The 22,316-nt window shown below is 60.5% G+C and carries 17 protein-coding genes; 12 read left to right on the top strand and 5 right to left on the bottom strand.

Annotated features, from left to right (window positions below; all coding sequences use genetic code 11):
- The first annotated feature begins 189 nt into the window (after positions 1 to 189).
- The 11 genes from rnr to ASD95_RS21200 all read left to right on the top strand — a co-directional run bounded on the left by rnr (position 190) and on the right by ASD95_RS21200 (position 17,051).
- On the top strand, positions 190 to 2,817 hold the full coding sequence (gene rnr / locus ASD95_RS21250) for a ribonuclease R (RefSeq protein WP_056725446.1): 2,628 nt from the start codon (positions 190 to 192) through the stop codon (positions 2,815 to 2,817).
- Entirely contained in the window at positions 2,814 to 3,581 is a 768-nt protein-coding gene (rlmB, locus tag ASD95_RS21245) for a 23S rRNA (guanosine(2251)-2'-O)-methyltransferase RlmB (RefSeq protein WP_007973273.1), read from the top strand. The genes rnr and rlmB overlap by 4 nt, the downstream gene beginning before the upstream one ends.
- Positions 3,582 to 3,870: 289 nt before the next feature.
- The gene (rpsF, locus tag ASD95_RS21240) at positions 3,871 to 4,293 is read left to right on the top strand and encodes a 30S ribosomal protein S6 (RefSeq protein WP_008048087.1); all 423 of its coding nucleotides are present in this window, start codon (positions 3,871 to 3,873) and stop codon (positions 4,291 to 4,293) included.
- A gap of 28 nt (positions 4,294 to 4,321) precedes the next feature.
- Positions 4,322 to 4,552, top strand: a complete 231-nt coding sequence (gene rpsR / locus ASD95_RS21235) for a 30S ribosomal protein S18 (RefSeq protein WP_002551829.1) — start codon at positions 4,322 to 4,324, stop codon at positions 4,550 to 4,552.
- 36 nt (positions 4,553 to 4,588) lie between these two features.
- Positions 4,589 to 5,482, top strand: a complete 894-nt coding sequence (locus ASD95_RS21230; RefSeq protein WP_056725445.1) for a hypothetical protein — start codon at positions 4,589 to 4,591, stop codon at positions 5,480 to 5,482.
- Between the two features lie 19 nt (positions 5,483 to 5,501).
- Complete coding sequence (rplI, locus tag ASD95_RS21225; RefSeq protein WP_007973276.1) at positions 5,502 to 5,948, top strand: 50S ribosomal protein L9; 447 nt, start codon at positions 5,502 to 5,504, stop codon at positions 5,946 to 5,948.
- 108 nt (positions 5,949 to 6,056) lie between these two features.
- Entirely contained in the window at positions 6,057 to 7,454 is a 1,398-nt protein-coding gene (gene dnaB / locus ASD95_RS21220) for a replicative DNA helicase (protein ID WP_056725443.1), read from the top strand.
- Between the two features lie 188 nt (positions 7,455 to 7,642).
- Positions 7,643 to 9,946 carry a YgiQ family radical SAM protein gene (locus ASD95_RS21215; protein ID WP_056725442.1) on the top strand — a complete coding sequence of 768 codons (2,304 nt, stop codon included), beginning with the start codon at positions 7,643 to 7,645 and terminating at the stop codon, positions 9,944 to 9,946.
- A gap of 364 nt (positions 9,947 to 10,310) precedes the next feature.
- Positions 10,311 to 13,586 (top strand): transglutaminase family protein, encoded by a 3,276-nt coding sequence (locus ASD95_RS21210; RefSeq protein ID WP_056725440.1) that lies wholly within the window; start codon positions 10,311 to 10,313, stop codon positions 13,584 to 13,586.
- Between the two features lie 88 nt (positions 13,587 to 13,674).
- Entirely contained in the window at positions 13,675 to 16,161 is a 2,487-nt protein-coding gene (locus tag ASD95_RS21205) for a circularly permuted type 2 ATP-grasp protein (protein WP_056725438.1), read from the top strand.
- Positions 16,161 to 17,051 (top strand): transglutaminase family protein, encoded by an 891-nt coding sequence (locus tag ASD95_RS21200; protein ID WP_056725437.1) that lies wholly within the window; start codon positions 16,161 to 16,163, stop codon positions 17,049 to 17,051. The genes ASD95_RS21205 and ASD95_RS21200 overlap by 1 nt, the downstream gene beginning before the upstream one ends.
- 224 nt (positions 17,052 to 17,275) lie before the next feature.
- Here ASD95_RS21200 and ASD95_RS21195 read toward each other — a convergent pair whose 3' ends face one another.
- Entirely contained in the window at positions 17,276 to 17,455 is a 180-nt protein-coding gene (locus ASD95_RS21195) for a hypothetical protein (protein WP_007973286.1), read from the bottom strand.
- A 68-nt stretch (positions 17,456 to 17,523) separates the two neighbouring features.
- Positions 17,524 to 18,111, bottom strand: a complete 588-nt coding sequence (locus tag ASD95_RS21190; RefSeq protein WP_056725436.1) for a TIGR00730 family Rossman fold protein — start codon at positions 18,109 to 18,111, stop codon at positions 17,524 to 17,526.
- Positions 18,112 to 18,455: 344 nt separating this feature from the next.
- Between ASD95_RS21190 and azu the strand changes: the two genes are divergently transcribed.
- Positions 18,456 to 18,902 carry an azurin gene (gene azu / locus ASD95_RS21185; RefSeq protein ID WP_056725433.1) on the top strand — a complete coding sequence of 149 codons (447 nt, stop codon included), beginning with the start codon at positions 18,456 to 18,458 and terminating at the stop codon, positions 18,900 to 18,902.
- A gap of 150 nt (positions 18,903 to 19,052) precedes the next feature.
- Here azu and nadE read toward each other — a convergent pair whose 3' ends face one another.
- The 3 genes from nadE to ASD95_RS21170 all read right to left on the bottom strand — a co-directional run bounded on the left by nadE (position 19,053) and on the right by ASD95_RS21170 (position 22,142).
- On the bottom strand, positions 19,053 to 19,880 hold the full coding sequence (gene nadE / locus ASD95_RS21180) for an ammonia-dependent NAD(+) synthetase (protein WP_056725430.1): 828 nt from the start codon (positions 19,878 to 19,880) through the stop codon (positions 19,053 to 19,055).
- 4 nt (positions 19,881 to 19,884) lie between these two features.
- Complete coding sequence (pncB, locus tag ASD95_RS21175) at positions 19,885 to 21,111, bottom strand: nicotinate phosphoribosyltransferase (protein WP_056725428.1); 1,227 nt, start codon at positions 21,109 to 21,111, stop codon at positions 19,885 to 19,887.
- A 119-nt stretch (positions 21,112 to 21,230) separates the two neighbouring features.
- Positions 21,231 to 22,142, bottom strand: a complete 912-nt coding sequence (locus tag ASD95_RS21170; RefSeq protein ID WP_056725427.1) for a LysR family transcriptional regulator — start codon at positions 22,140 to 22,142, stop codon at positions 21,231 to 21,233.
- Positions 22,143 to 22,316 lie beyond the last annotated feature (174 nt).

Genomic DNA, 22,316 nt, shown 5'->3' with positions numbered 1-22,316 from the left:
CTATACGGAGCGTCTTTTTAACTGTAAACCCCCGAGGTCAAAAAAACCTGGAAAATTTCGCCAGTGGTCTACAAAACTGCTTTGCGGTGTCGATACAGGGCTTTAGATGGGTCGTCTTAGCCTGAAATTTCCCGTTTCATTACGCCTATGCCAAACTAACCCGCATATAGACAAGGTGAAAACTCTCTAATGGCCGATTGGCAGTCCCTCGATCCCGAGGCCGCTCGTGAAGCGGAAAAATATGAAAACCCTATTCCTAGCCGCGAATTGATCCTTCAGCATCTTGCTGATCGAGGTTCGCCTGCTAACCGCGAGCAACTGGTCGAAGAGTTTGGTCTGACCACAGAAGACCAGATCGAAGCCCTGCGCCGCCGTCTGCGCGCCATGGAGCGCGACGCTCAACTCATCTATACCCGTCGCGGCACTTATGCGCCGGTGGACAAGCTTGATCTGATCCTGGGTCGCATCAGCGGTCACCGCGACGGCTTCGGCTTCCTGGTGCCGGACGACGGCAGCGATGACCTGTTCATGAGCCCGGCGCAGATGCGTCTGGTGTTCGATGGTGACCGTGCCCTGGCCCGTGTATCTGGCCTGGACCGTCGCGGTCGCCGCGAAGGCATGATCGTCGAAGTGGTGTCCCGCGCTCACGAAACCATCGTCGGCCGCTACTTCGAAGAGGGCGGCATCGGCTTCGTGGTTGCCGACAATCCGAAGATCCAGCAGGAAGTGCTGGTGACGCCAGGTCGTAACGCCAACGCGCAGATCGGTCAGTTCGTCGAAGTGAAGATCACTCACTGGCCGACGCCACGCTTTCAGCCGCAAGGCGATGTGGTTGAAGTCGTGGGCAACTACATGGCGCCGGGCATGGAGATCGATGTCGCCCTGCGCACCTACGACATTCCTCACGTCTGGCCTGACGCCGTGCTCAAGGAAGCCGGCAAGCTCAAGCCGGAAGTCGAAGAGAAAGACAAAGAGAAGCGCATCGACCTGCGCCATCTGCCGTTCGTCACCATCGACGGCGAAGATGCCCGCGACTTCGATGATGCGGTCTATTGCGAAGCCCGTCCGGGCAAGCTGCGCCTGTTCTCGGGTGGCTGGAAGCTGTACGTGGCGATTGCCGACGTATCCAGTTACGTGAAGCTCGGTTCGGCGCTGGATGCCGAAGCGCAGGTTCGCGGCAACTCGGTGTATTTCCCCGAGCGCGTGATCCCGATGCTGCCTGAGCAGCTGTCCAACGGTTTGTGCTCGCTGAACCCGCAAGTCGATCGTCTGGCCATGGTTTGCGAGATGACCATCTCCAAATCCGGCGAAATGACCGACTACTGCTTCTACGAAGCAGTGATCCACTCCCATGCCCGTCTGACCTACAACAAGGTCAGCGCCATGCTGGAAACGCCGAAAGCCACCGAAGGGCGCAAGCTGCGCGGTGAGTACACCGACGTTGTGCCGCACCTCAAGCAACTGTACTCGCTGTACAAGGTGTTGCTGGCGGCCCGTCACGTACGTGGCGCGATCGATTTCGAAACCCAGGAAACCCGGATCATCTTCGGTTCCGAGCGCAAGATCGCCGAAATCCGTCCGACCGTGCGCAACGATGCGCACAAGCTGATCGAGGAATGCATGCTGGCGGCCAACGTGGCCACCGCCGAGTTCCTTAAAAAGCACGAAATCCCGGCGCTGTATCGTGTCCACGATGGTCCGCCACCGGAGCGTCTGGAAAAGCTGCGCGCCTTCCTCGGCGAGCTCGGCCTGTCCCTGCACAAAGGCAAGGACGGTCCGTCGCCGAAGGATTACCAGGCATTGCTGGCCGGTATCAAGGATCGTCCGGATTTCCACCTGATCCAGACCGTCATGCTGCGTTCGTTGAGCCAGGCGGTGTACAGCGCCGATAACCAGGGCCACTTCGGCCTGAATTACGAGGCGTACACCCACTTCACTTCGCCGATCCGTCGCTACCCGGACTTGCTCACGCACCGGGCGATTCGCAGCGTGATCCATTCGAAGCAGAACACCCCGCACGTTCGCCGTGCCGGTGCGATGACCATTCCGAAAGCGCGCATCTATCCGTACGACGAAGCGGCCCTGGAGCAACTCGGCGAGCAGTGCTCGATGAGCGAGCGCCGTGCCGACGAAGCGACCCGCGACGTAGTGAACTGGCTCAAGTGCGAGTTCATGAAAGACCGCGTGGGCGAATCGTTCCCGGGTGTGATCACCGCCGTGACCGGTTTTGGTCTGTTCGTCGAGCTTACAGACATTTATGTCGAAGGCCTGGTGCACGTCACCGCGCTGCCGGGCGATTACTACCACTTCGATCCTGTGCACCACCGCCTGGCCGGTGAGCGTACCGGTCGCAGCTTCCGCCTGGGCGATACCGTGGAAGTGCGGGTCATGCGCGTCGACCTCGACGAACGCAAGATCGACTTCGAGATGGCCGAGAAAACCATTAGCGCGCCGATCGGCCGCAAGAAGCGTGGCACCGAAAGCACCGCACCCGCAGCGAAAGTCGAAGCAGAACCGGCCCCGGCAAAAACCGGTCGTCGTCCTGCCAAGGAAAAGGCTGTAGAAGCCTATCGTCCGAGCGATGCGGCGGCGAAAAACGCCGAAGTGCGCAAAAGCCGTGAAATGAAGCAGGCGTTGCTGGCCGGTGCGAAAAGCGGCGGTAAAGCGGCGTCTGGGGGAAAGACCAGTCGGTCGACGCCTGACAAGGCCGTCGGCGGCAAGCCAGCCAAACCGAGCAAACATCGTAAAGGTCCGCCAAAAGCGGGCTCGGCTCCAGCCAAGAGTGGCGGGGCGCGTAAACCTAAGGCCAAGCCATGAGTCAGTTGGAAAAGATCTACGGCGTACATGCTGTAGAAGCGTTGTTGCGTCACCACCCGAAACGCGTGAAGCAGATCTGGTTGGCCGAAGGTCGCAATGACCCTCGGGTCCAGACGCTGATCGAACTGGCCAACGAAAACCGGGTCCAGGTCGGCCAGGCCGAGCGCCGTGAAATGGACGCCTGGGTTGAAGGCGTGCACCAAGGTGTGGTCGCGGACGTGAGTCCGAGCCAGGTCTGGGGCGAGGCGATGCTCGACGAGTTGCTCGATCGCACCGACGGCGCGCCGTTGTTGCTGGTGCTCGACGGCGTGACCGATCCGCACAACCTCGGCGCCTGCCTGCGTTCCGCCGATGCGGCGGGTGCGCTGGCGGTGATCGTGCCGAAGGACAAGTCGGCGACCCTGACTCCGGTTGTACGAAAAATCGCCTGCGGCGCGGCGGAAGTGATTCCGCTGGTTGCCGTGACCAACCTGGCGCGCACTCTGGAAAAACTCCAGCAGCGCGGCTTGTGGGTTGTCGGTACGGCCGGTGAAGCTGAGGTCAGCCTGTATGATCAGGATCTGACCGGCCCGACCATCCTGATCATGGGCGCTGAAGGCAAGGGCATGCGTCGCCTGACCCGCGAGCATTGCGACTACCTGGTGAACCTGCCGATGGCCGGCAGCGTCAGCAGCCTCAACGTTTCCGTGGCGACCGGCGTTTGTCTGTTCGAGGCGCAGCGCCAGCGCAGTGTCAAAGCCAAGGCTGCTGCCAAGAAATCCTGATCCACGCAGGCCCCCGTAGGAGCTGCCGAAGGCTGCGATCTTTTGATCTTGAAAATCAAAGTCAAAAGATCGCAGCCTTCGGCAGCTCCTACAGGTGTTCGGCATGTGGTTGAGGTGATTGTTCAAATAATCACCAATTACCTTGCACCTCCCTCGCCCCTTCTCTACAATTGCGCCCCTTGCTGCGATGGCAGGCACCAACGTGTCTAGCGTCCGCAAGTCCATAAGTGTCATTCACTCCTTGTCTGACCGCTTTTGAGCGGCAGGCTACAACCCGTAAGGAGCATTCATGCGTCATTACGAAATCATCTTTTTGGTCCACCCGGATCAAAGCGAGCAAGTCGGCGGCATGGTTGAGCGTTACACCAAGCTGATCGAAGAAGACGGCGGCAAAATCCACCGTCTGGAAGATTGGGGCCGTCGTCAACTGGCCTACGCAATCAACAATGTTCACAAGGCTCACTACGTGATGCTGAACGTTGAGTGCACTGGCAAGGCCCTGGCCGAGCTGGAAGACAACTTCCGCTACAACGATGCAGTGATCCGTAACCTGGTCATCCGTCGCGACGAAGCCGTTACCGGCCAGTCCGAGATGCTCAAGGCTGAAGAAAACCGCAGTGAGCGCCGTGAGCGTCGCGACCGTCCTGAGCACGAAGGCGCTGAAAGCGCTGATAGTGATGACAGCGACAACAGCGATAACGCTGACGAGTAATCCACGGACCTTTTAAGGAGCCAATTACATGGCACGTTTCTTCCGTCGTCGTAAATTCTGCCGCTTCACCGCTGAAGACGTGAAAGAGATCGATTACAAAGATCTCAACACTCTGAAAGCCTACGTATCCGAGACCGGCAAAATCGTTCCAAGCCGCATCACCGGTACCAAAGCTCGTTATCAGCGTCAGCTGGCCACCGCTATCAAGCGCGCCCGCTTCCTGGCCCTGCTGGCCTACACCGACAGCCACGGCCGCTGAGACCGGGCAGTCGACACGTAGCAAAGGATTGAATGCATGCGGGCCATAGCTGAGTTCATCATGCGCGGCCGTATGCAGGCCACTCTGGTAGTGGCTGGATGCGCGGCATTGCCGTTGTTGTATTGGTTGGGTGCTGCCGCCGGATGCCTTGTGCTCCTGCGGCGCGGATTGAGGGACGCCTTGGGCGTTCTTGCTCTGGGACTGCTGCCGGCATTGGCCTGGTGGCTTTACTCCGACGACCCACGGGCACTTCTGGTGCTGCTGGGGTCTGCGAGCCTTGCGTTGGTTTTGCGCGCAAGCGAGTCCTGGAACCGCGTGCTGCTGGTCAGCATAGCGATGGGAGTGGTGTTTTCAGTGGTGTTGGGGACAGCTTTTGCTCCCCAGATCGAGATGCTGGCGCAGGCTTTGATCAAAGTCATGCCGTCGCTCCTCGGCGATGTCTACCAGAAGTTGTCGGTAGACGAACAAGCGCGTTTCGCGTCCCTGATTGCACCGGTCCTGACCGGCCTGATTGCGGCGTTGTTGCAAATCGTCAGCTTGCTGAGCCTGCTTGTCGGGCGTTACTGGCAGGCGTTGTTGTACAACCCGGGCGGTTTTGGTCGCGAGTTTCGCGCCATCCGCATCCCGCTGTTGCCAGCGATGTTGCTGCTGGCGTGCATGCTTCTGGGGCCGAATCTCGGTTCACAGATGGCCATGTTGACGCCGTTGTGCAGCGTACCGCTGGTGTTCGCCGGGCTGGCCCTGATTCATGGGCTGGTGGCGCAGAAGCGACTGGCCAGGTTCTGGCTGGTGGGGTTGTACGTGACGCTGTTGCTGTTCATGCAGCTGATCTATCCGTTGCTGGTGGTCCTGGCCATCGTCGACAGCCTGATTGATTTTCGCGGTCGTTCGGCACCGAAAGATGCCGATAACGCGAACGGTGAAGGTTAAAAGTTAAGAGGATTTTCACATGCAACTGATCCTTCTGGAAAAAGTCACCAACCTGGGCAACCTGGGTGACAAAGTGAACGTTAAGGCTGGTTACGGTCGTAACTACCTGCTGCCTTACGGCAAAGCTACCGCTGCGACCCCAGCCAACCTGGCTGCGTTCGAAGAGCGTCGCGCTGAGCTGGAAAAAGCTGCAGCAGATCGCAAAGCATCGGCTGAAAGCCGCGCTGCCCAACTGGCCGAGCTGGAAGTGACCATCACTGCCACCGCTGGCGACGAAGGCAAGCTGTTCGGTTCGATCGGTACTCACGACATCGCTGACGCACTGACCGCCTCCGGCGTTGAAGTGCAGAAGAGCGAAGTTCGTCTGCCGAACGGCACCATCCGCAACGTAGGCGAATTCGACGTAGCCGTGCACCTGCACGCCGAAGTTGAAGCCACCGTACGCGTTGTCGTGGTAGCAGCTTAAGCAGCACTTGTCGGCTGGCACCCTCGGGTGCTTGCCGGTAACATCGGGCACGATCCTGTTTACAGGTCGTGCCCTTTGTCTTTCTGATTCCTCCAATTTCAAGTGGCCATGAACGATATCTCCGCTCCTGAGCAATACGATCTGCAAACCGCCGCGCTGAAAGTGCCGCCGCATTCCATCGAAGCCGAACAGGCTGTACTCGGTGGTCTGATGCTGGACAACAACGCCTGGGAGCGTGTGCTCGATCAAGTCTCCGACGGCGATTTCTATCGACATGACCACCGCCTGATTTTCCGTGCGATCGCCAAGCTGGCCGATCAGAACATGCCGATCGACGTCGTGACCCTGTCCGAGCAACTGGACAAGGAAGGTCAGACTTCTCAGGTCGGCGGGCTCGGTTACTTGGGCGAACTGGCGAAAAACACCCCGTCCGTCGCCAACATCAAGGCCTATGCGCAGATCGTTCGCGAGCGGGCGACGTTGCGCCAGCTGATTGGTATCAGTACCGAAATCGCCGACAGTGCGTTCAACCCTGAAGGTCGCACCGCCGCCGAGATTCTTGACGAAGCCGAACGGCAGATCTTCCAGATCGCCGAGGCCCGGCCAAAAACCGGTGGCCCGGTGGGCGTCAACGACCTGCTGACCAAGGCCATCGACCGCATCGACACCTTGTTCAACACTGACAACGCCATTACCGGCCTGTCCACGGGTTACACCGACCTCGACGAGAAAACCAGCGGCCTGCAACCGTCCGACCTGATCATCGTCGCCGGCCGTCCATCGATGGGTAAAACCACCTTTGCGATGAACCTGGTGGAAAACGCCGTGTTGCGCAGCGAGAAGGCCGTCCTGGTTTACTCCCTCGAGATGCCAGGCGAATCGCTGATCATGCGTATGCTGTCCTCCCTTGGCCGTATCGACCAGACCAAGGTCCGTTCCGGTCAGCTTGAAGACGACGACTGGCCGCGCCTGACCTCGGCGGTCAACCTGCTCAACGACCGCAAGCTGTTCATCGACGATACCGCCGGCATCAGCCCGTCGGAAATGCGCGCGCGGACCCGCCGTCTGGTGCGTGAACACGGCGAAGTCGGCCTGATCATGATCGACTACCTGCAACTGATGCAGATCCCGGGTTCCAGCGGTGACAACCGGACCAACGAGATTTCCGAGATCTCCCGATCCCTGAAAGCCCTGGCCAAGGAATTCAACTGCCCGGTGGTGGCACTTTCCCAGCTCAACCGTTCCCTGGAACAGCGCCCGAACAAGCGCCCGGTGAACTCCGACTTGCGGGAATCCGGAGCGATCGAGCAAGACGCCGACGTGATCATGTTCGTGTATCGCGACGAGGTGTATCACCCCGAGACCGAGCACAAGGGCATTGCCGAAATCATCATCGGCAAGCAGCGGAACGGGCCGATCGGCTTTATTCGCCTGGCCTTCATCGGTAAGTACACCCGCTTCGAGAACCTGGCGCCGGGTAGCTACAATTTTGATGATGACGAGTAATTTGTAGCGACTGATCGGTCCTCATCGCGAGCAAGCTCGCTCCCACAGGGATCACATTGAACCTGTGGGAGCGAGCTTGCTCGCGATGGGGTCACCGCAATTTCCGACCACAGCCGTCGGAATTGGTCAAAATTTGTGCTATATTCCGCGCCCGCGAAATTCAATGAAAGCCAACACCGGTTATCGACATGCAAGCAGCCAAGCCGTTATTTGACTATCCCAAGTACTGGGCCGAATGTTTCGGGCCAGCGCCGTTCCTGCCCATGAGCAGGGAGGAGATGGATCAGCTCGGCTGGGATTCCTGCGACATCATCATCGTCACCGGTGATGCCTACGTCGATCACCCGTCGTTCGGCATGGCAATCATCGGCCGGCTGCTGGAGTCCCAGGGTTTCCGCGTCGGGATCATCGCCCAACCGAACTGGCAGTCCAAAGACGACTTCATGAAGCTCGGCGAGCCGAACCTGTTCTTCGGTGTCGCGGCCGGCAACATGGACTCGATGATCAACCGCTACACCGCCGACAAGAAAATCCGTTCCGACGATGCCTACACGCCAGGTGGCCTGGCCGGCAAGCGTCCGGACCGCGCCAGCCTGGTCTACAGCCAGCGCTGCAAGGAAGCCTACAAGCACGTGCCGATCGTGCTCGGCGGCATCGAAGCGTCCCTGCGCCGCATCGCCCACTACGACTACTGGCAGGACCGTGTGCGTAACTCGATCCTGATCGACGCCAGCGCCGATATCCTGCTTTACGGCAACGCTGAGCGTGCGATTGTCGAAGTCGCCCAGCGCCTGTCCTACGGCCACAAGATCGAAGACATCACCGATGTGCGCGGCACCGCGTTCATCCGTCGCGACACGCCGCAGGGCTGGTACGAAGTGGACTCCACGCGTATCGACCGTCCGGGCAAGATCGACAAGATCATCAACCCGTACGTGAACACCCAGGACACCCAGGCCTGCGCCATCGAGCAGGAAAAAGGTTCGGTCGAGGATCCGCAGGAAGCCAAGGTCGTGCAGATCCTGGCCAGCCCGCGCATGACCCGTGACAAGACCGTGATTCGTCTGCCGTCGGTGGAAAAGGTCCGTAACGACGCGGTGCTCTACGCCCACGCCAACCGCGTGTTGCACCTGGAAACTAACCCGGGCAACGCCCGTGCACTGGTACAGAAGCATGGCGAAGTCGACGTCTGGTTCAACCCGCCACCGATTCCGATGACCACCGAAGAAATGGACTACGTGTTCGGCATGCCTTATGCGCGCATTCCGCACCCGGCGTACGGCAAGGAGAAGATCCCGGCCTACGACATGATCCGTTTCTCGGTGAACATCATGCGTGGCTGCTTCGGCGGCTGCACCTTCTGCTCGATCACCGAGCACGAAGGCCGGATCATCCAGAACCGTTCCCACGAATCGATCATTCGCGAAATCGAAGAAATTCGTGACAAAGTCCCGGGTTTTACCGGCGTGATCTCCGACCTCGGCGGCCCCACCGCGAACATGTACCGCATCGCCTGCAAGAGCCCGGAAATCGAATCCGCGTGCCGCAAGCCATCGTGCGTGTTCCCAGGTATCTGCCCGAACCTGAACACCGACCACTCGGCGCTGATCCAGCTGTACCGCAGTGCCCGTGAGTTGCCGGGTGTGAAGAAAATCCTGATCGCTTCCGGCCTGCGTTACGACCTCGCGGTCGAGTCGCCGGAGTACGTCAAGGAACTGGTGACCCACCACGTCGGTGGCTACCTGAAGATCGCCCCGGAACACACCGAGGAAGGTCCGCTCAACCAGATGATGAAACCGGGCATCGGCAGCTATGACAAGTTCAAGCGCATGTTCGAGAAGTACTCCAAGGAAGCGGGCAAGGAGCAGTACCTGATTCCGTACTTCATCGCGGCCCACCCGGGCACCACCGATGAAGACATGATGAACCTTGCCCTGTGGCTCAAGGGCAACGGCTTCCGTGCCGACCAGGTGCAGGCGTTCTACCCGTCGCCGATGGCCACCGCCACCGCGATGTACCACTCGGGCAAGAACCCGCTGCGCAAGGTCACCTACAAGAGTGACGCGGTAACCATCGTCAAGAGCGAAGAGCAGCGTCGTCTGCACAAGGCGTTCTTGCGTTATCACGACCCGAAAGGCTGGCCGATGCTGCGTGAGGCACTGACCCGCATGGGTCGCGCCGACCTGATCGGGCCGGGCAAGAACCAGTTGATTCCTTTGCACCAGCCGTCGACCGACAGCTACCAGAGCGCCCGGCGCAAGAACTCGACGCCGGCCGGCAGCCACAAGGTTGCAGGGGAAAAGACCACCAAGATCCTGACCCAGCACACCGGCCTGCCACCACGTGCCAGCGATGGCGGCAACCCGTGGGACAAGCGCGAACAGGCCAAGGCCGCGGCGTTCGCCCGCAACCAGCAGGCGGCCAAGGAACGCAAGGACGCGGCCAAGGGCAAGGGGCCAAAGCCGACCCGCAAGCCGGTCGTGCCGCGCTAAACCTCGCTTGAGCTGAACAGAACGCCAACCTTCGGGTTGGCGTTTTGCATTCAAGGCTGAAAGGTTTGTTGGAGCCACTGGCCCCTTCGCGGGCAAGCCCGCTCCCACAGGTTATTGGGGTTGCCCGCAGTTTTGTGTTCACAGCAAAACCCTGTGGGAGCGGGCTTGCCCGCGAAGAGGCCGGAACTGCCAACTAATTTCTGTCTGATCGCCACATTTATGTGCACCTGCGTCAAACCATTTCCCTGCATCGCCCGATTTTGGTGCTGTACTGCCTCAGGCAACCGAAGAAAGCGCCAGTGCTGCTGGATGGCATAAGTCTTGCGCGCTTTCCCAAACGCTCAAGGCTCGCAGGAGGCACGCCGTGTCGATTCATGTCGCATTGCACCACGTCACGCATTACCGCTATGACCGCGCTGTCGAGCTCGGCCCGCAGATTGTTCGCCTGCGTCCCGCTGCCCACAGCCGCACGCGGATTCTGTCCTATGCGCTGAAAGTCTCCCCCGAACAGCACTTCATCAACTGGCAGCAGGACCCTCAGGGCAATTACCTGGCGCGGCTGGTGTTCCCGGAAAAAACCGAAGAATTGCGAATCGAAGTCGATCTGCTGGCCGAAATGGCGATCTTCAATCCGTTCGACTTCTTCCTCGAACCCTACGCGGAAAAAATCCCCTTCACCTATGCCGCGGATGAGCGCAAGGAGCTGGCGCCGTACCTGGAAACCCTGCCACTGACGCCGAAGTTCAAGGCCTACCTGGACGGCATCGACCGCACTCCGTTGCCTGCCGTGGACTTTCTCGTCGCGCTCAACCAGCGCCTGAGCGAAGACATCGACTACCTGATCCGCATGGAACCCGGCGTACAAACACCTGAGCACACTCTCGACCAGGCCTCCGGTTCGTGCCGCGACTCCGCGTGGTTGCTGGTGCAATTGCTGCGCAACCTGGGGCTGGCGGCGCGTTTTGTGTCGGGTTACCTCATCCAGCTGACCGCCGACGTCAAAAGTCTCGACGGGCCGTCCGGCACCGAAGTGGATTTCACCGACCTGCACGCCTGGTGCGAGGTGTACTTGCCCGGTGCTGGCTGGATCGGCCTGGATGCGACTTCCGGGCTGTTTGCCGGTGAAGGACATATTCCTTTGGCCTGTAGTCCCGATCCGTCCTCAGCGGCGCCGATCAGTGGCCTGGTGGAACCCTGCGAGTGCGAATTCAGCCACGAAATGTCCGTGGAGCGGATTTGGGAGGCACCACGGGTCACCAAGCCCTACACCGACGACCAGTGGCTGGCGATCCAGGCCCTGGGCCGGCAGATCGATGCCGACCTGCTGGAGGGTGATGTACGCCTGACCATGGGCGGCGAGCCGACCTTCGTGTCCATCGATGACCCGGACGGCGCCGAATGGAATACCGCGGCATTGGGGCCGGATAAACGACGGTTGTCCTCCGAACTGTTCCAACGCATGCGTAAACACTACGCGCCCCAGGGGCTGGTGCATTTCGGGCAGGGCAAGTGGTACCCCGGCGAGCAACTGCCGCGCTGGTCGCTCAATTGCTACTGGCGCCGTGACGGCGTGCCGATCTGGCACAACAGCGCGCTGATCGCCGACGAGCAGGAAGACTACGGCGCCGACGGAGCACTGGCCGGGCGTTTTCTGGCGAGTGTCGCCGAACGCCTGAAAATTCCGACACGCTTTGTTTTTGCGGCCTACGAAGACAATTTCTATTACCTCTGGCGCGAAGGGATGCTGCCGCAAAACGTCAGCGCCGAAGACTCGCGCCTGGAAGAACCTCTGGAGCGTGCGCGCCTGCGCAAAGTATTCAGCCAAGGCCTGGACAAGGTGATTGGCCAGGTCCTTCCATTGGCGCGCACTGCCAAGGGCGATCAATGGCAGAGCGGCCGCTGGTATTTGCGCGACGAGCACTGCCGACTGGTGCCAGGGGACTCGCCGCTGGGCTATCGCTTGCCGCTGGGTTCGCAACCCTGGGTGAAAGCGGCGGAATATCCGTTCATTCATCCGCAAGACCCGAATCAAGACTTCCCGCCGCTGCCCGACACCACGCAACTGCAAAGCCAAAGCGAAGCTGCCGAGGTGCAGGAACGCGCACCGAAGATCGACGAGTCCGCCGACTGGCTGACCCGTACCGCCTTCTGCGCCGAGGCGCGGGCGGGTCGGTTGTACCTGTTCATGCCGCCGCTGGAACGGGTCGAGGACTATCTCGAACTGGTCGCTGCCATCGAAGCCACCGCCGAAGAGCTGATGTGCCCGGTGTTGCTGGAAGGCTACGAGCCGCCGAGCGATCCACGCCTGAGCAATTTCCGCATCACCCCGGATCCGGGGGTGATCGAGGTCAACGTGCAGCCGTCCGCGACCTGGGATGAGTTGGTCGAGCGCACAGAATTCCTCTACGAAGAAGCGCGCCAGACCCGGCTGACCACCGAGAAATTCATGATCGACGGCCGACACACCGGCACGGGCGGCGGTAACCACTTCGTGCTGGGTGGCGCGACGCCGGGGGACTCGCCGTTTTTGCGTCGCCCGGATCTGCTGCGCAGCCTGATCAGCTACTGGCACAACCATCCGTCGCTGTCCTACCTGTTTTCCGGATTGTTCATCGGCCCGACGTCCCAGGCGCCCCGTGTCGACGAAGCGCGCAACGATGCCTTGTACGAGTTGGAAATTGCCTTCGCACAGATGCCTGAACCGGGTGAAGAATGTCCGCCATGGTTGGTGGACCGGCTGCTGCGCAATCTGCTGATCGATGTGACCGGCAATACCCACCGTGCCGAGTTCTGCATCGACAAACTCTATTCGCCGGACGGTGCCACCGGGCGCCTGGGGTTGCTGGAGCTGCGTGCGTTCGAGATGCCGCCCCATGCCCGAATGAGCCTGGCGCAACAGCTGTTGCTGCGGGCGCTGGTCGCGCGGTTCTGGCGCGAGCCCTATGCACCGCCGAAACTGGCGCGCTGGGGCACGGAGCTGCACGATCGCTTCCTGTTGCCGCACTTTATCGAGCAAGACTTCGCCGATGTCATCGTCGACCTCAACGCCGCCGGTTATCCGGTGCGGGCGGAATGGTTCGCCGCGCATCTGGAGTTCCGTTTCCCCAAGGTTGGCGACTACGCCGTCAGCGGCATTGCATTGGAACTGCGCCAGGCGCTCGAACCCTGGCACGTGCTGGGCGAAGAGGGCGCCATGGGCGGTACGGTGCGTTACGTGGATTCGTCGCTGGAGCGCTTGCAGGTCAAGCTCAGCGGCTTGCCGCCCCAGCGTTATCTGCTGACCTGCAACGGCATTCCGGTGCCCTTGCAGCCCACCGGACGTGTAGGCGAATTCGTCGCGGGCGTGAGATTTCGCGCCTGGCAACCGGCCAACTGCCTGCAACCGACCATCCCGGTGCACGCGCCGCTGGTGTTCGACCTGCTCGACACCTGGATGCAGCGCTCGCTGGGCGGTTGCCAGTACCACGTGGCCCATCCGGGCGGGCGCAACTACGACAGCTTGCCGGTCAATGCCAATGAAGCGGAGAGCCGGCGAATGGCGCGGTTCTTCCGCATCGGACACACGCCGGGAAAACTTCCTGTACCCAATGTGGAAATTAATGACGAGCTACCTATGACACTCGATTTGCGACGTTTCTAAACCGTACGCGACGCTCGGATTTTTCGTATATCCGGGCGTCACGAGCCTGCGTTAGTCTGACCGTTCATTGCTGTCTGCCGAGCTTTCCATGCCTGACCTGCTAGACCGCTACCCGCTGACGGCGGGCACCTATCACGAACTGCTCGACGACAGTGGCGCCGTGCGCCCGCACTGGTGCCGGCTGTTCGAGCAGTTGCAACGCAGCACGCCGGCGCAGCTGGTGCAGCGTCAGGCCCTGCTGACCCGGCAGATTCAGGAAAACGGCGTTACCTATAACGTCTATGCCGATCCCAAGGGCGCGGACCGGCCGTGGGAGCTGGACCTGCTGCCCCATGTCATCGCGGCTGATGAGTGGCAACAGTTGTCGGCGGGCATCGCTCAGCGGGCGCGCTTGCTCAATGCCGTGCTGGCTGACCTTTACGGTCCGCAACGGCTGATTGCCGAAGGTCTGCTGCCCGCCGAGCTGGTGTTCGGTCACAACAACTTCCTTTGGCCCTGCCAGGGTATCAGCCCGCCCGACGGGGCCTTTCTGCATCTGTATGCCGTGGATCTGGCGCGCACACCCGATGGCCGCTGGTGGGTGACGGCGGATCGCACCCAGGCGCCTTCGGGAGCCGGGTATGCGCTGGAAAACCGCACGATTGTGTCCCGGGCCTTTCCCGAGTTGTACCGCGATTTGAAAGTGCAGCACCTGGCCGGGTTCTTCCGCACCTTGCAGGAAACCCTTGCCCGTCAGGCCCCGAGTGACGGGGACGCGCCGTTGGTGATACTGCTGACACCGGGGCGTTTCAACGAAAGCTATTTTGAACATTTGTATCTGGCTCGCCAGCTCGGTTATCCGCTGGTGGAGGGCGGCGACCTGACGGTGCGCGACGCCACGGTCTACTTGAAAACCCTGAGTGGCCTGCGTCGGGTTCACGCGATCATGCGTCGGCTTGATGACGATTTCTGCGACCCGCTGGAACTGCGTACCGACTCAGCCCTCGGCGTGCCGGGCCTGCTGGAAGCCGTGCGGCAGGGGCGGGTGCTGGTGGCCAACGCCCTCGGCAGCGGAGTGCTGGAGTCGCCCGGTTTGTTGGGCTTCCTGCCGAAGATCAATCAATTCCTGTTTGGCGAAGAACTGGTCCTGCCGTCCATCGCCACCTGGTGGTGTGGCGAAGCGCCGGTTCTGGCCCAGGCCCTGGAGAAACTGCCGGAACTGCTGATCAAGCCGGCGTTTCCGTCCCAGAGCTTTGCTCCGGTATTTGGCCGGGATTTGAGTGAAAAACAGCGCCAGGAACTCGCCGAGCGCATGCAGGCTCGGCCCTACGCCTATGTGGCGCAAGAACTCGCGCAGTTGTCCCAAGCGCCGATCTGGCAAGCCGAAGACGGTCAATTGCAACCCCGCGCCATCGGCATGCGCGTGTATGCGGTGGCCAGTCGCGTGGGATATCGGGTATTGCCCGGTGGCTTGACCCGGGTCGCCGCCCAAGCCGATGCCGAAGTGGTGTCGATGCAGCGCGGCGGCGCCAGCAAGGATACCTGGGTGTTGGGCGAGCGTGCGCCCAGTGGCGAACAATGGAAGGCCCAGCGCAACATCGGCGTTCACGATCTGGTGCGGCGCGATCCGTACCTGCCGTCGCGAGTCGTGGAAAACCTGTTCTGGTTCGGTCGTTACTGCGAGCGTTGCGACGACAGTGCCCGTTTGCTGCGCATCATGCTGGCGCGCTATGTCGACGGCGACGACCCGCAAGCCCTGCAGGCCGCTGTGGACCTCGGCGAACGGCTGATATTGCTGCCCGAGGAGGGCGAGTTGCAGGAGCGCCTGTTGGCGGCGTTGCTCGGTGATGACTGGCCGTTCAGCCTGCGCTCCAACCTTCAGCGCTTGCAGTGGGCTGCTTCGCAGGTGCGCGGCAAGCTCTCGCGGGAAAACTGGCAGGCGCTGGTGGAGTTGCAGCGCGAAGCCATGGAGCTGGAAACCGAAGAGCCGGATTTCGGCGAGCTGCTGGATTTCCTCAACCGTCTGGTGATGTCCCTGGCGGCGCTGTCCGGCTTTGCACTGGACGACATGACCCGGGACGAAGGCTGGCGTTTCCTGATGATTGGCCGACGGATCGAGCGCCTGCAATTTCTCAGCGGCAGCCTGGCGGCGTTCCTGCGGGGCGCCGGGGCTTTTGACCAGGCCGGGCTGGAATGGCTGCTGGAACTGGGCAACAGCAGCATCACCTACCGTTCTCGATACCTGGCGGTGGCACAGTTGATCCCGGTGCTCGACCTGCTTTTGCTCGACGAGCAGAACCCTCATGCCGTGTTGTTCCAGTTGAAACTGGTGACCCGCACCCTCAAACGTCTCAACGATGACTTTGGCGTGCCGCGTGAAGCCGCGTTGCCACAATTGGTCGAGCGTCTGGCGCGATTCGATCTGGGCTGCCTGGAAAACCCGCTGTTCGGCGACGCCAGTGTTCGCGCCGCCATCGAGGGGCTGGCCGCGCTGCTGCAAGAGATCGCCGACGCCAGCGGGCAGGTTTCCGATCGCCTGGCGCTGCGGCATTTCGCCCATGTCGATGATGTCAGCCAACGCACGGTGTCCGTCTGATGAGTGCTCATTACCAGATTTTCCACGACACCCATTACCACTACGACAGCCCGGTGTCCCTGGCCCAGCAACTGGCGCATTTGTGGCCGCGGCCTTGTGCCTGGCAGCGCTGCACCGACCGGCAATTGCAGATCAGCCCCGAGCCGACCTCGCGTCGGGATGAACTGGATGTGTTCGGTAATCCGCTGACCCGGCTGGCGTTCGAGCGTCCTCATGATGAATTGCTGGTCAACGCCAGCCTGACCATTGAAGTGCTGCCCCGGCCTGCGTTGGACTTCAATCGGTCACCCGCGTGGGAACAGACCCGTAGCGCGCTGACCTACAGCAGCCAGCCGCTGTCGCCCGAGCTACTCGAAGCCTGCCGATACCGGTTTGAATCGCCGTATGTGCATTTGAAGAAAAACTTCGTCGAGTTCTCGCAAAGCTGTTTTCCGCCCGGTCGAGCGTTATTGCTCGGCGTGCAGGCGCTGATGGAGAAAATCTTCAGCGAGTTCACCTTCGATGCCGAGGCGACCCAGGTGGCGACGCCGCTGGTGGAGGTGCTGGAGCGTCGGCGCGGGGTCTGTCAGGACTTTGCCCACCTGATGCTCGCTTGCGTACGTTCCAGAGGGTTGGCGGCGCGCTACATCAGCGGCTACTTGCTGACTCAGCCACCCCCGGGCCAGCCTCGGCTTATCGGCGCCGATGCGTCCCACGCCTGGGTCTCGGTGTTTTGTCCGGTGCTGGGGTGGGTGGATTTCGATCCGACCAACAATGTGCAACCGGCACTGGAGCACATCATCCTGGCCTGGGGCCGGGATTTTTCCGATGTGTCGCCGTTGCGGGGGGTGATTCTGGGTGGGGGCAACCATGATCCGGAAGTGCGTGTGACCGTGATGCCACTGGATTAACGCAGGTCAAAATGTGGGAGCGGGCTTGCTCGCGAAAGCAATTTCATATTCAACAAGGATGTTGCCTGACACTGCGCTTTCGCGAGCAAGCCCGCTCCCACAGGGGGTGTGCAGTGGTTTCTGGAAAGGGGTATTTCAGACTGGCCTGTGAGGGTCGACAGCAAAGCTGCCAACCCTGGACACAGATCCGGTGGGCCTGATCAGGTTATCGGGCCCGGAGGTTCTCAGGCGTCAGGCGCCGAGTCTTTCGGTGCATCAACATCGTCTTCTGCCGCCACTTCACCCTCAGGGTTCAGTGCCGCTTCTTCAGCTGTAGCTTTCTTGCGCTGAAGCTTTTCCTCTTTCTTCTGCTCCTTGGCCAAGTCTCTCTGACGTTTGGCGAAGGAATAATTAGGTTTAGCCATGGGCGATCCTCTGGGGTCGAAGGTGAGGTTGAGCGGCGCATATTCTGCCTTGTATCGGTGCCGAGCCGTTAGCTGGGTTTTTGCTCGGCCCATTTTGGCGCTACGGACGGTTGCCAGGCATCCAGAGCATCGAGCAGGGTTTGCGGCGATTCGCTCACTTGCAGCATGTCACGGTGCTGCCCGCGAACGAAGCCTTCGCCGACGATGTGATCAAGAAAAGACGTCAATTTGCTGTAGAAACCGTTCACTTCCAGCAAACCCAGCGGTTTTCCGTGGTAGCCGAGCTGGCCCCAGGTCCAGACTTCGAACAGTTCTTCGAGGGTGCCAAGGCCACCGGGCAGCGCGATAAAGGCATCGCTTAGCTCGGCCATCCGGGCCTTGCGCGCGTGCATGCCATCGACGACTTCCAGGCGAGTCAGGCCGCTGTGGCCGATTTCCTTGTCCTTGAGGCTTTGCGGGATGATGCCGATCACTTCACCGCCGGCCGCCAGGGCCGCATCGGCGACGATGCCCATCAGGCCCACGGCGCCACCGCCATACACCAGGGTCAGCTTGCGCTCGGCCAACGCCCGGCCAAGGGCCACGGCTGCTTCGCGGTAAGCCGGGTTGGTGCCGGTGCTGGCACCACAAAATACACAAACGGATATTAAAGACATGCCTTGCTCCATGGTCGATCAGGGCCACAGAGTAAAGGCAGGCGCACGGCACTCCAAGGGCTAGACTTGTTGTTCCGGAGTTTCGTACGTACCGCTGGCGCCGCAGGCATAGGCGGCGAGCAAACTGCACAACAGGCTGTTGATTGACATGACAGACGTTCCATTTGAAGGGGGACGGTCTGATGATAGGCCCGGGCCAGACGCTTGGCCGGTAGATATTTCGCATCGGTGTCATAGCGCGAAAGTTGTATACAATTTTTGATTCAAGTCATATGAACTTGCGAGGTTTTCAGGCAGTCTTCTGTTTATTCGCGATTTCGTTAACCCTGCCTTGGAGATTCACCATGTTTGCCAAACTTGTTGCGGTATCCCTGTTGACACTGGCTAGCAGCCAATTGATGGCTGCAGAGTGCAAAGTCACTGTCGACTCCACCGACCAGATGTCTTTCGACACGAAGGCCATTGAAATCGACAAGAGCTGCAAGACGTTTACCGTGGAACTCAAGCACTCCGGCAGCTTGCCGAAGAACGTCATGGGCCATAACTGGGTGCTGAGTAAAGAAGCCGACATGCAGCCGATCGCCACCGACGGCCTGAGCGCCGGCATCGACAAGAACTACCTGAAGGAAGGCGACGCCCGCGTGATTGCCCACACCAAGGTCATCGGCGCTGGCGAGACAGACTCGGTGACCTTCGATGTGTCCAAGTTGGATGCGGCTCAAAAGTACGGTTTCTTCTGCTCGTTCCCGGGCCACATCTCGATGATGAAAGGTACGGTTACCCTGAAGTAATCGAATCGCAGTCATAAAAAAAGCGTCCTTAGTGGACGCTTTTTTTGCACTTGTAGGAGCTGCCGCAGGCTGCGATCTTTTGATCTTGAACATCAAAAGATCGCAGCCTCGTTTTACTCGACAGCTCCTACACGCTCCTGCGCGCAGGCGTTACGGCGCAAACGGCATCACCCGCTTGTGATGGGTCTTGTTGTACGTATCAACAATGATCTTGAACGCCTCTTCACGCACCGGTTCGCCGTGCAGGAAGGCGTCGATCTCGGTGTAGGTCACGCCGTGGGAGGCTTCGTCCGGTTTGCCCGGCGACAGGTCTTCAAGGTCGGCGGTCGGGACTTTCTCCACTAGCGACTCCGGCGCGCCGAAGCTGCGGGCGATGGCGCGGACCTGGTTTTTCACCAGGCCACTCAGTGGCGCCAGATCGCAGGCGCCGTCACCGAACTTGGTGAAGAAACCCATCACCGCTTCCGCCGCGTGATCGGTGCCGATCACCAGGCCATGGGCCGCGCCGGCGATGGTGTACTGGGCGACCATGCGCATGCGCGCCTTGGTGTTGCCGAGCACGAAGTCCACCGACACCGCATGTTTGCCTTCGAAGGCCGCCACTTCATTGGCCAGGGATTTGACCGCCGCGCCGATGTTCACGGTGTGGCGCTCGTCCGGCTTGATGAAATCCACCGAAGCCTGGGCGTCGTGCTCATCGAACTGGGTTTCGTAGGGCAGGCGCACGGCGATGAACTTGTAGGCGGCATCACCGCTGCGCTGGCGCAGTTCACGGACGGCCCTTTGGGCCAGCAGGCCAGCGGTCAGGGAGTCGACACCACCACTGATGCCCAGTACCAGGGTCTTGAGCCCGGAGTTGACCAGGCAGTCCTGAATGAAGGTCACCCGCCGGGCGACTTCGGCCTCAAGGGCGGCTTCGTCGGCGAATGGCGGCTGGACCTTGAGCTGTTCAGCAATCTCACGCTGTACGGCTTGCATGAATTCACTCCTTGCTTGATGTACTTGAAAGGGTGGCAGGAACCTGGAAAACGTGTCGCAAGTAAGCGACGAAATTCGGGTCTTTGCAGTGCGTCTTGCCTGGCTCGTCGGAGATCTTCGCCACCGGCTGGCCGTTGCAGGCGGCCATTTTAAGCACGATGCTCATCGGTTCGACACCCGGAATATCACAGGTCAGGTTGGTGCCGATGCCGAAGCTGACATTGATCCGACCGCGCAGCGCCCGGAATATTTCCAGGCACTTGGGCAATGTCAGGCTGTCGGAGAAGGTCAGCGTCTTGCTCATCGGGTCGATGCCGAGCTTGTGATAGTGGGCGATGGCTTTTTCCGCCCAGACCACCGGATCGCCTGAATCGTGGCGCAAACCGTCGAAAAGCTTGGCGAAAAACAGATCGAAATCGCCGAGGAAGGCATCCATGGTGATGCAGTCGGTCAGGGCAATCCCCAGCAGGCCACGGTATTCGCGGACCCAGCAATCGAGGGCGGCGATCTGGCTGTCGATCAGCCGCGGGCCGAGTTGTTGGTGCGCCATGATCCATTCGTGGGCCATGGTGCCCAAGGGTTTCATGTCCAGTTCCCGGGACAGATGCACGTTGCTGGTGCCGACGAAGCGTCCGGGGAAATCGTGCTTGAGCACGTTCACCACTTCTTCCTGCACCCGATACGAGAAGCGACGGCGGGTGCCGAAATCGGCCACCTGCAATTCCGACAATTCATCACTGCTGGCGTTGGCACTCAGCCAGTCGAACTTGCGGTAGAGCTGCTCGCGGGCCTGCTCCAGCACGACTTCGCGGTAGCGATAGCGGTTGCGCACCTCGCTGACCAGGGCCAGCAGCGGCACTTCGAACAGGATCACATGCAGCCAGGGGCCACGCAGGCGGATAAACAGCTCACCGTTTTCGATGCCGGTGTGGATGTAGCGCAGGTTGAAGCGAAACAAACCGAGAAAACGCAGGAAGTCCGGCTTCAGGAAGCTGATGCGCTCCAGAAAGCTCAACTGGTCGGCGCTCAGGCTCAGTTCGGACAGGCGCTCGATCTGGAAGCGGATTTCCGCCAGATACGGGCGCAAGTCCTCGCCGTTACGGCACCGAAACTCCCATTCGACTTCGACGTTCGGGTAGTTGTGCAGCACCGCCTGCATCATCGTCAGTTTGTAGAAGTCGGTGTCGAGCAGGTTCTGCACGATGCGATCGGCAAACACACTCTCGCTCATAACGGGAATCTCCAGCGTTGCAGCGGTATTGATCGGTGGCGCTAGTGGCGCATATCAGTAGCAAGGAATGCCAGCGATTTCTTGGAACGCAGCGGATTCCACAGGGATTGTGCAGGGGCTTAATGTTGCACCGCCTCCGGGCTATCGATCTGCTCCAGCATCCACTTCACAAAGTCCCGCACCTTGGGCACTTCCGCCGAGTGCTCCGGGTATGCAAGGTAATAGGCGTCGGTGCTGGGCATTGCATGCTGCCAGGGAATGACCAGCTTGCCGTCAGCCAGTTCTTCCTCCACCAGAAAACGCGGCAACAACGCTACGCCGCAACCGACCTGAGCGGCGCGGATGCACATATAAAAGGTTTCGAAGCGCGGGCCGTGGTAGCTGTGCTCGGTGTGGTAGCCCTGATGGTCGAACCAGTCATGCCAGGCCTGGGGGCGGGAAGCGTTTTGCAGCAGGACCAGGTCCGTCAGTTGCGTCGGATCGGTAAACGGTGTGTCCGGCAGGCTGCCCGGGGCGCACACCGGCACCAGCTCTTCGCCGAACAGCTTCAGGCATTCGGAACCCGGCCGCGAACCCTGGCCGAAATAGAACGCCAGGTCGCTGCGACCTTGCAGCAAGTCGTCGGCTTCCTGTTCGCTGCACAGGTCCAGGTGGATCGACGGATGCCGCAGGCGCCAGCCTTTCAGGCGCGGCACCAGCCAGCGTGCGCCGAAGGTCGGCGGTGTCGAGACGCGCAGGACTTCAGTCTCGCCGCCGTAGGAACGCAGGTAATGGGTCGACATCTCGACCTGCGTGAGGATTTTTCGCACCTCAACCAGGTACAGGTCGCCAGCCGGCGTCATCTGCAGGCGTCGGCGCACCCGGCGAAACAGCAGGTGCTGCAACAGCTCTTCGAGTTGTGCGACCTGTTTGCTCACGGCGCTCTGGGTCAGGTTCAACTCTTCGGCGGCCCGGGTGAAGCTCAAATGCCGGGTGACGGCCTCGAAGCACTGCAACGCAGCGATCGATGGCAAGTAGCGTTTATTCAGCATGGGCGGTCCTTGGTTCTTGTCTCTTTATTGCCAGCAATGCACAGCATGAATAAACGGAATGATATCTCTCTTAATGGTCGTTTGTTGAGTAACCTCCGGGCAGCTAAAACTACAGGTCTGATCAGCCGTGAATTTCCGGCTGCACGTGTTCTGTCTTTTGCTTGAGGAGTGACC

Source organism: Pseudomonas sp. Root71, from assembly GCF_001429045.1.
GTDB lineage: Bacteria > Pseudomonadota > Gammaproteobacteria > Pseudomonadales > Pseudomonadaceae > Aquipseudomonas > Aquipseudomonas monachiensis.
The sequence above is the reverse complement of the archived record's forward strand: the minus strand, read 5'-3'. Positions and strand labels throughout refer to the sequence as shown.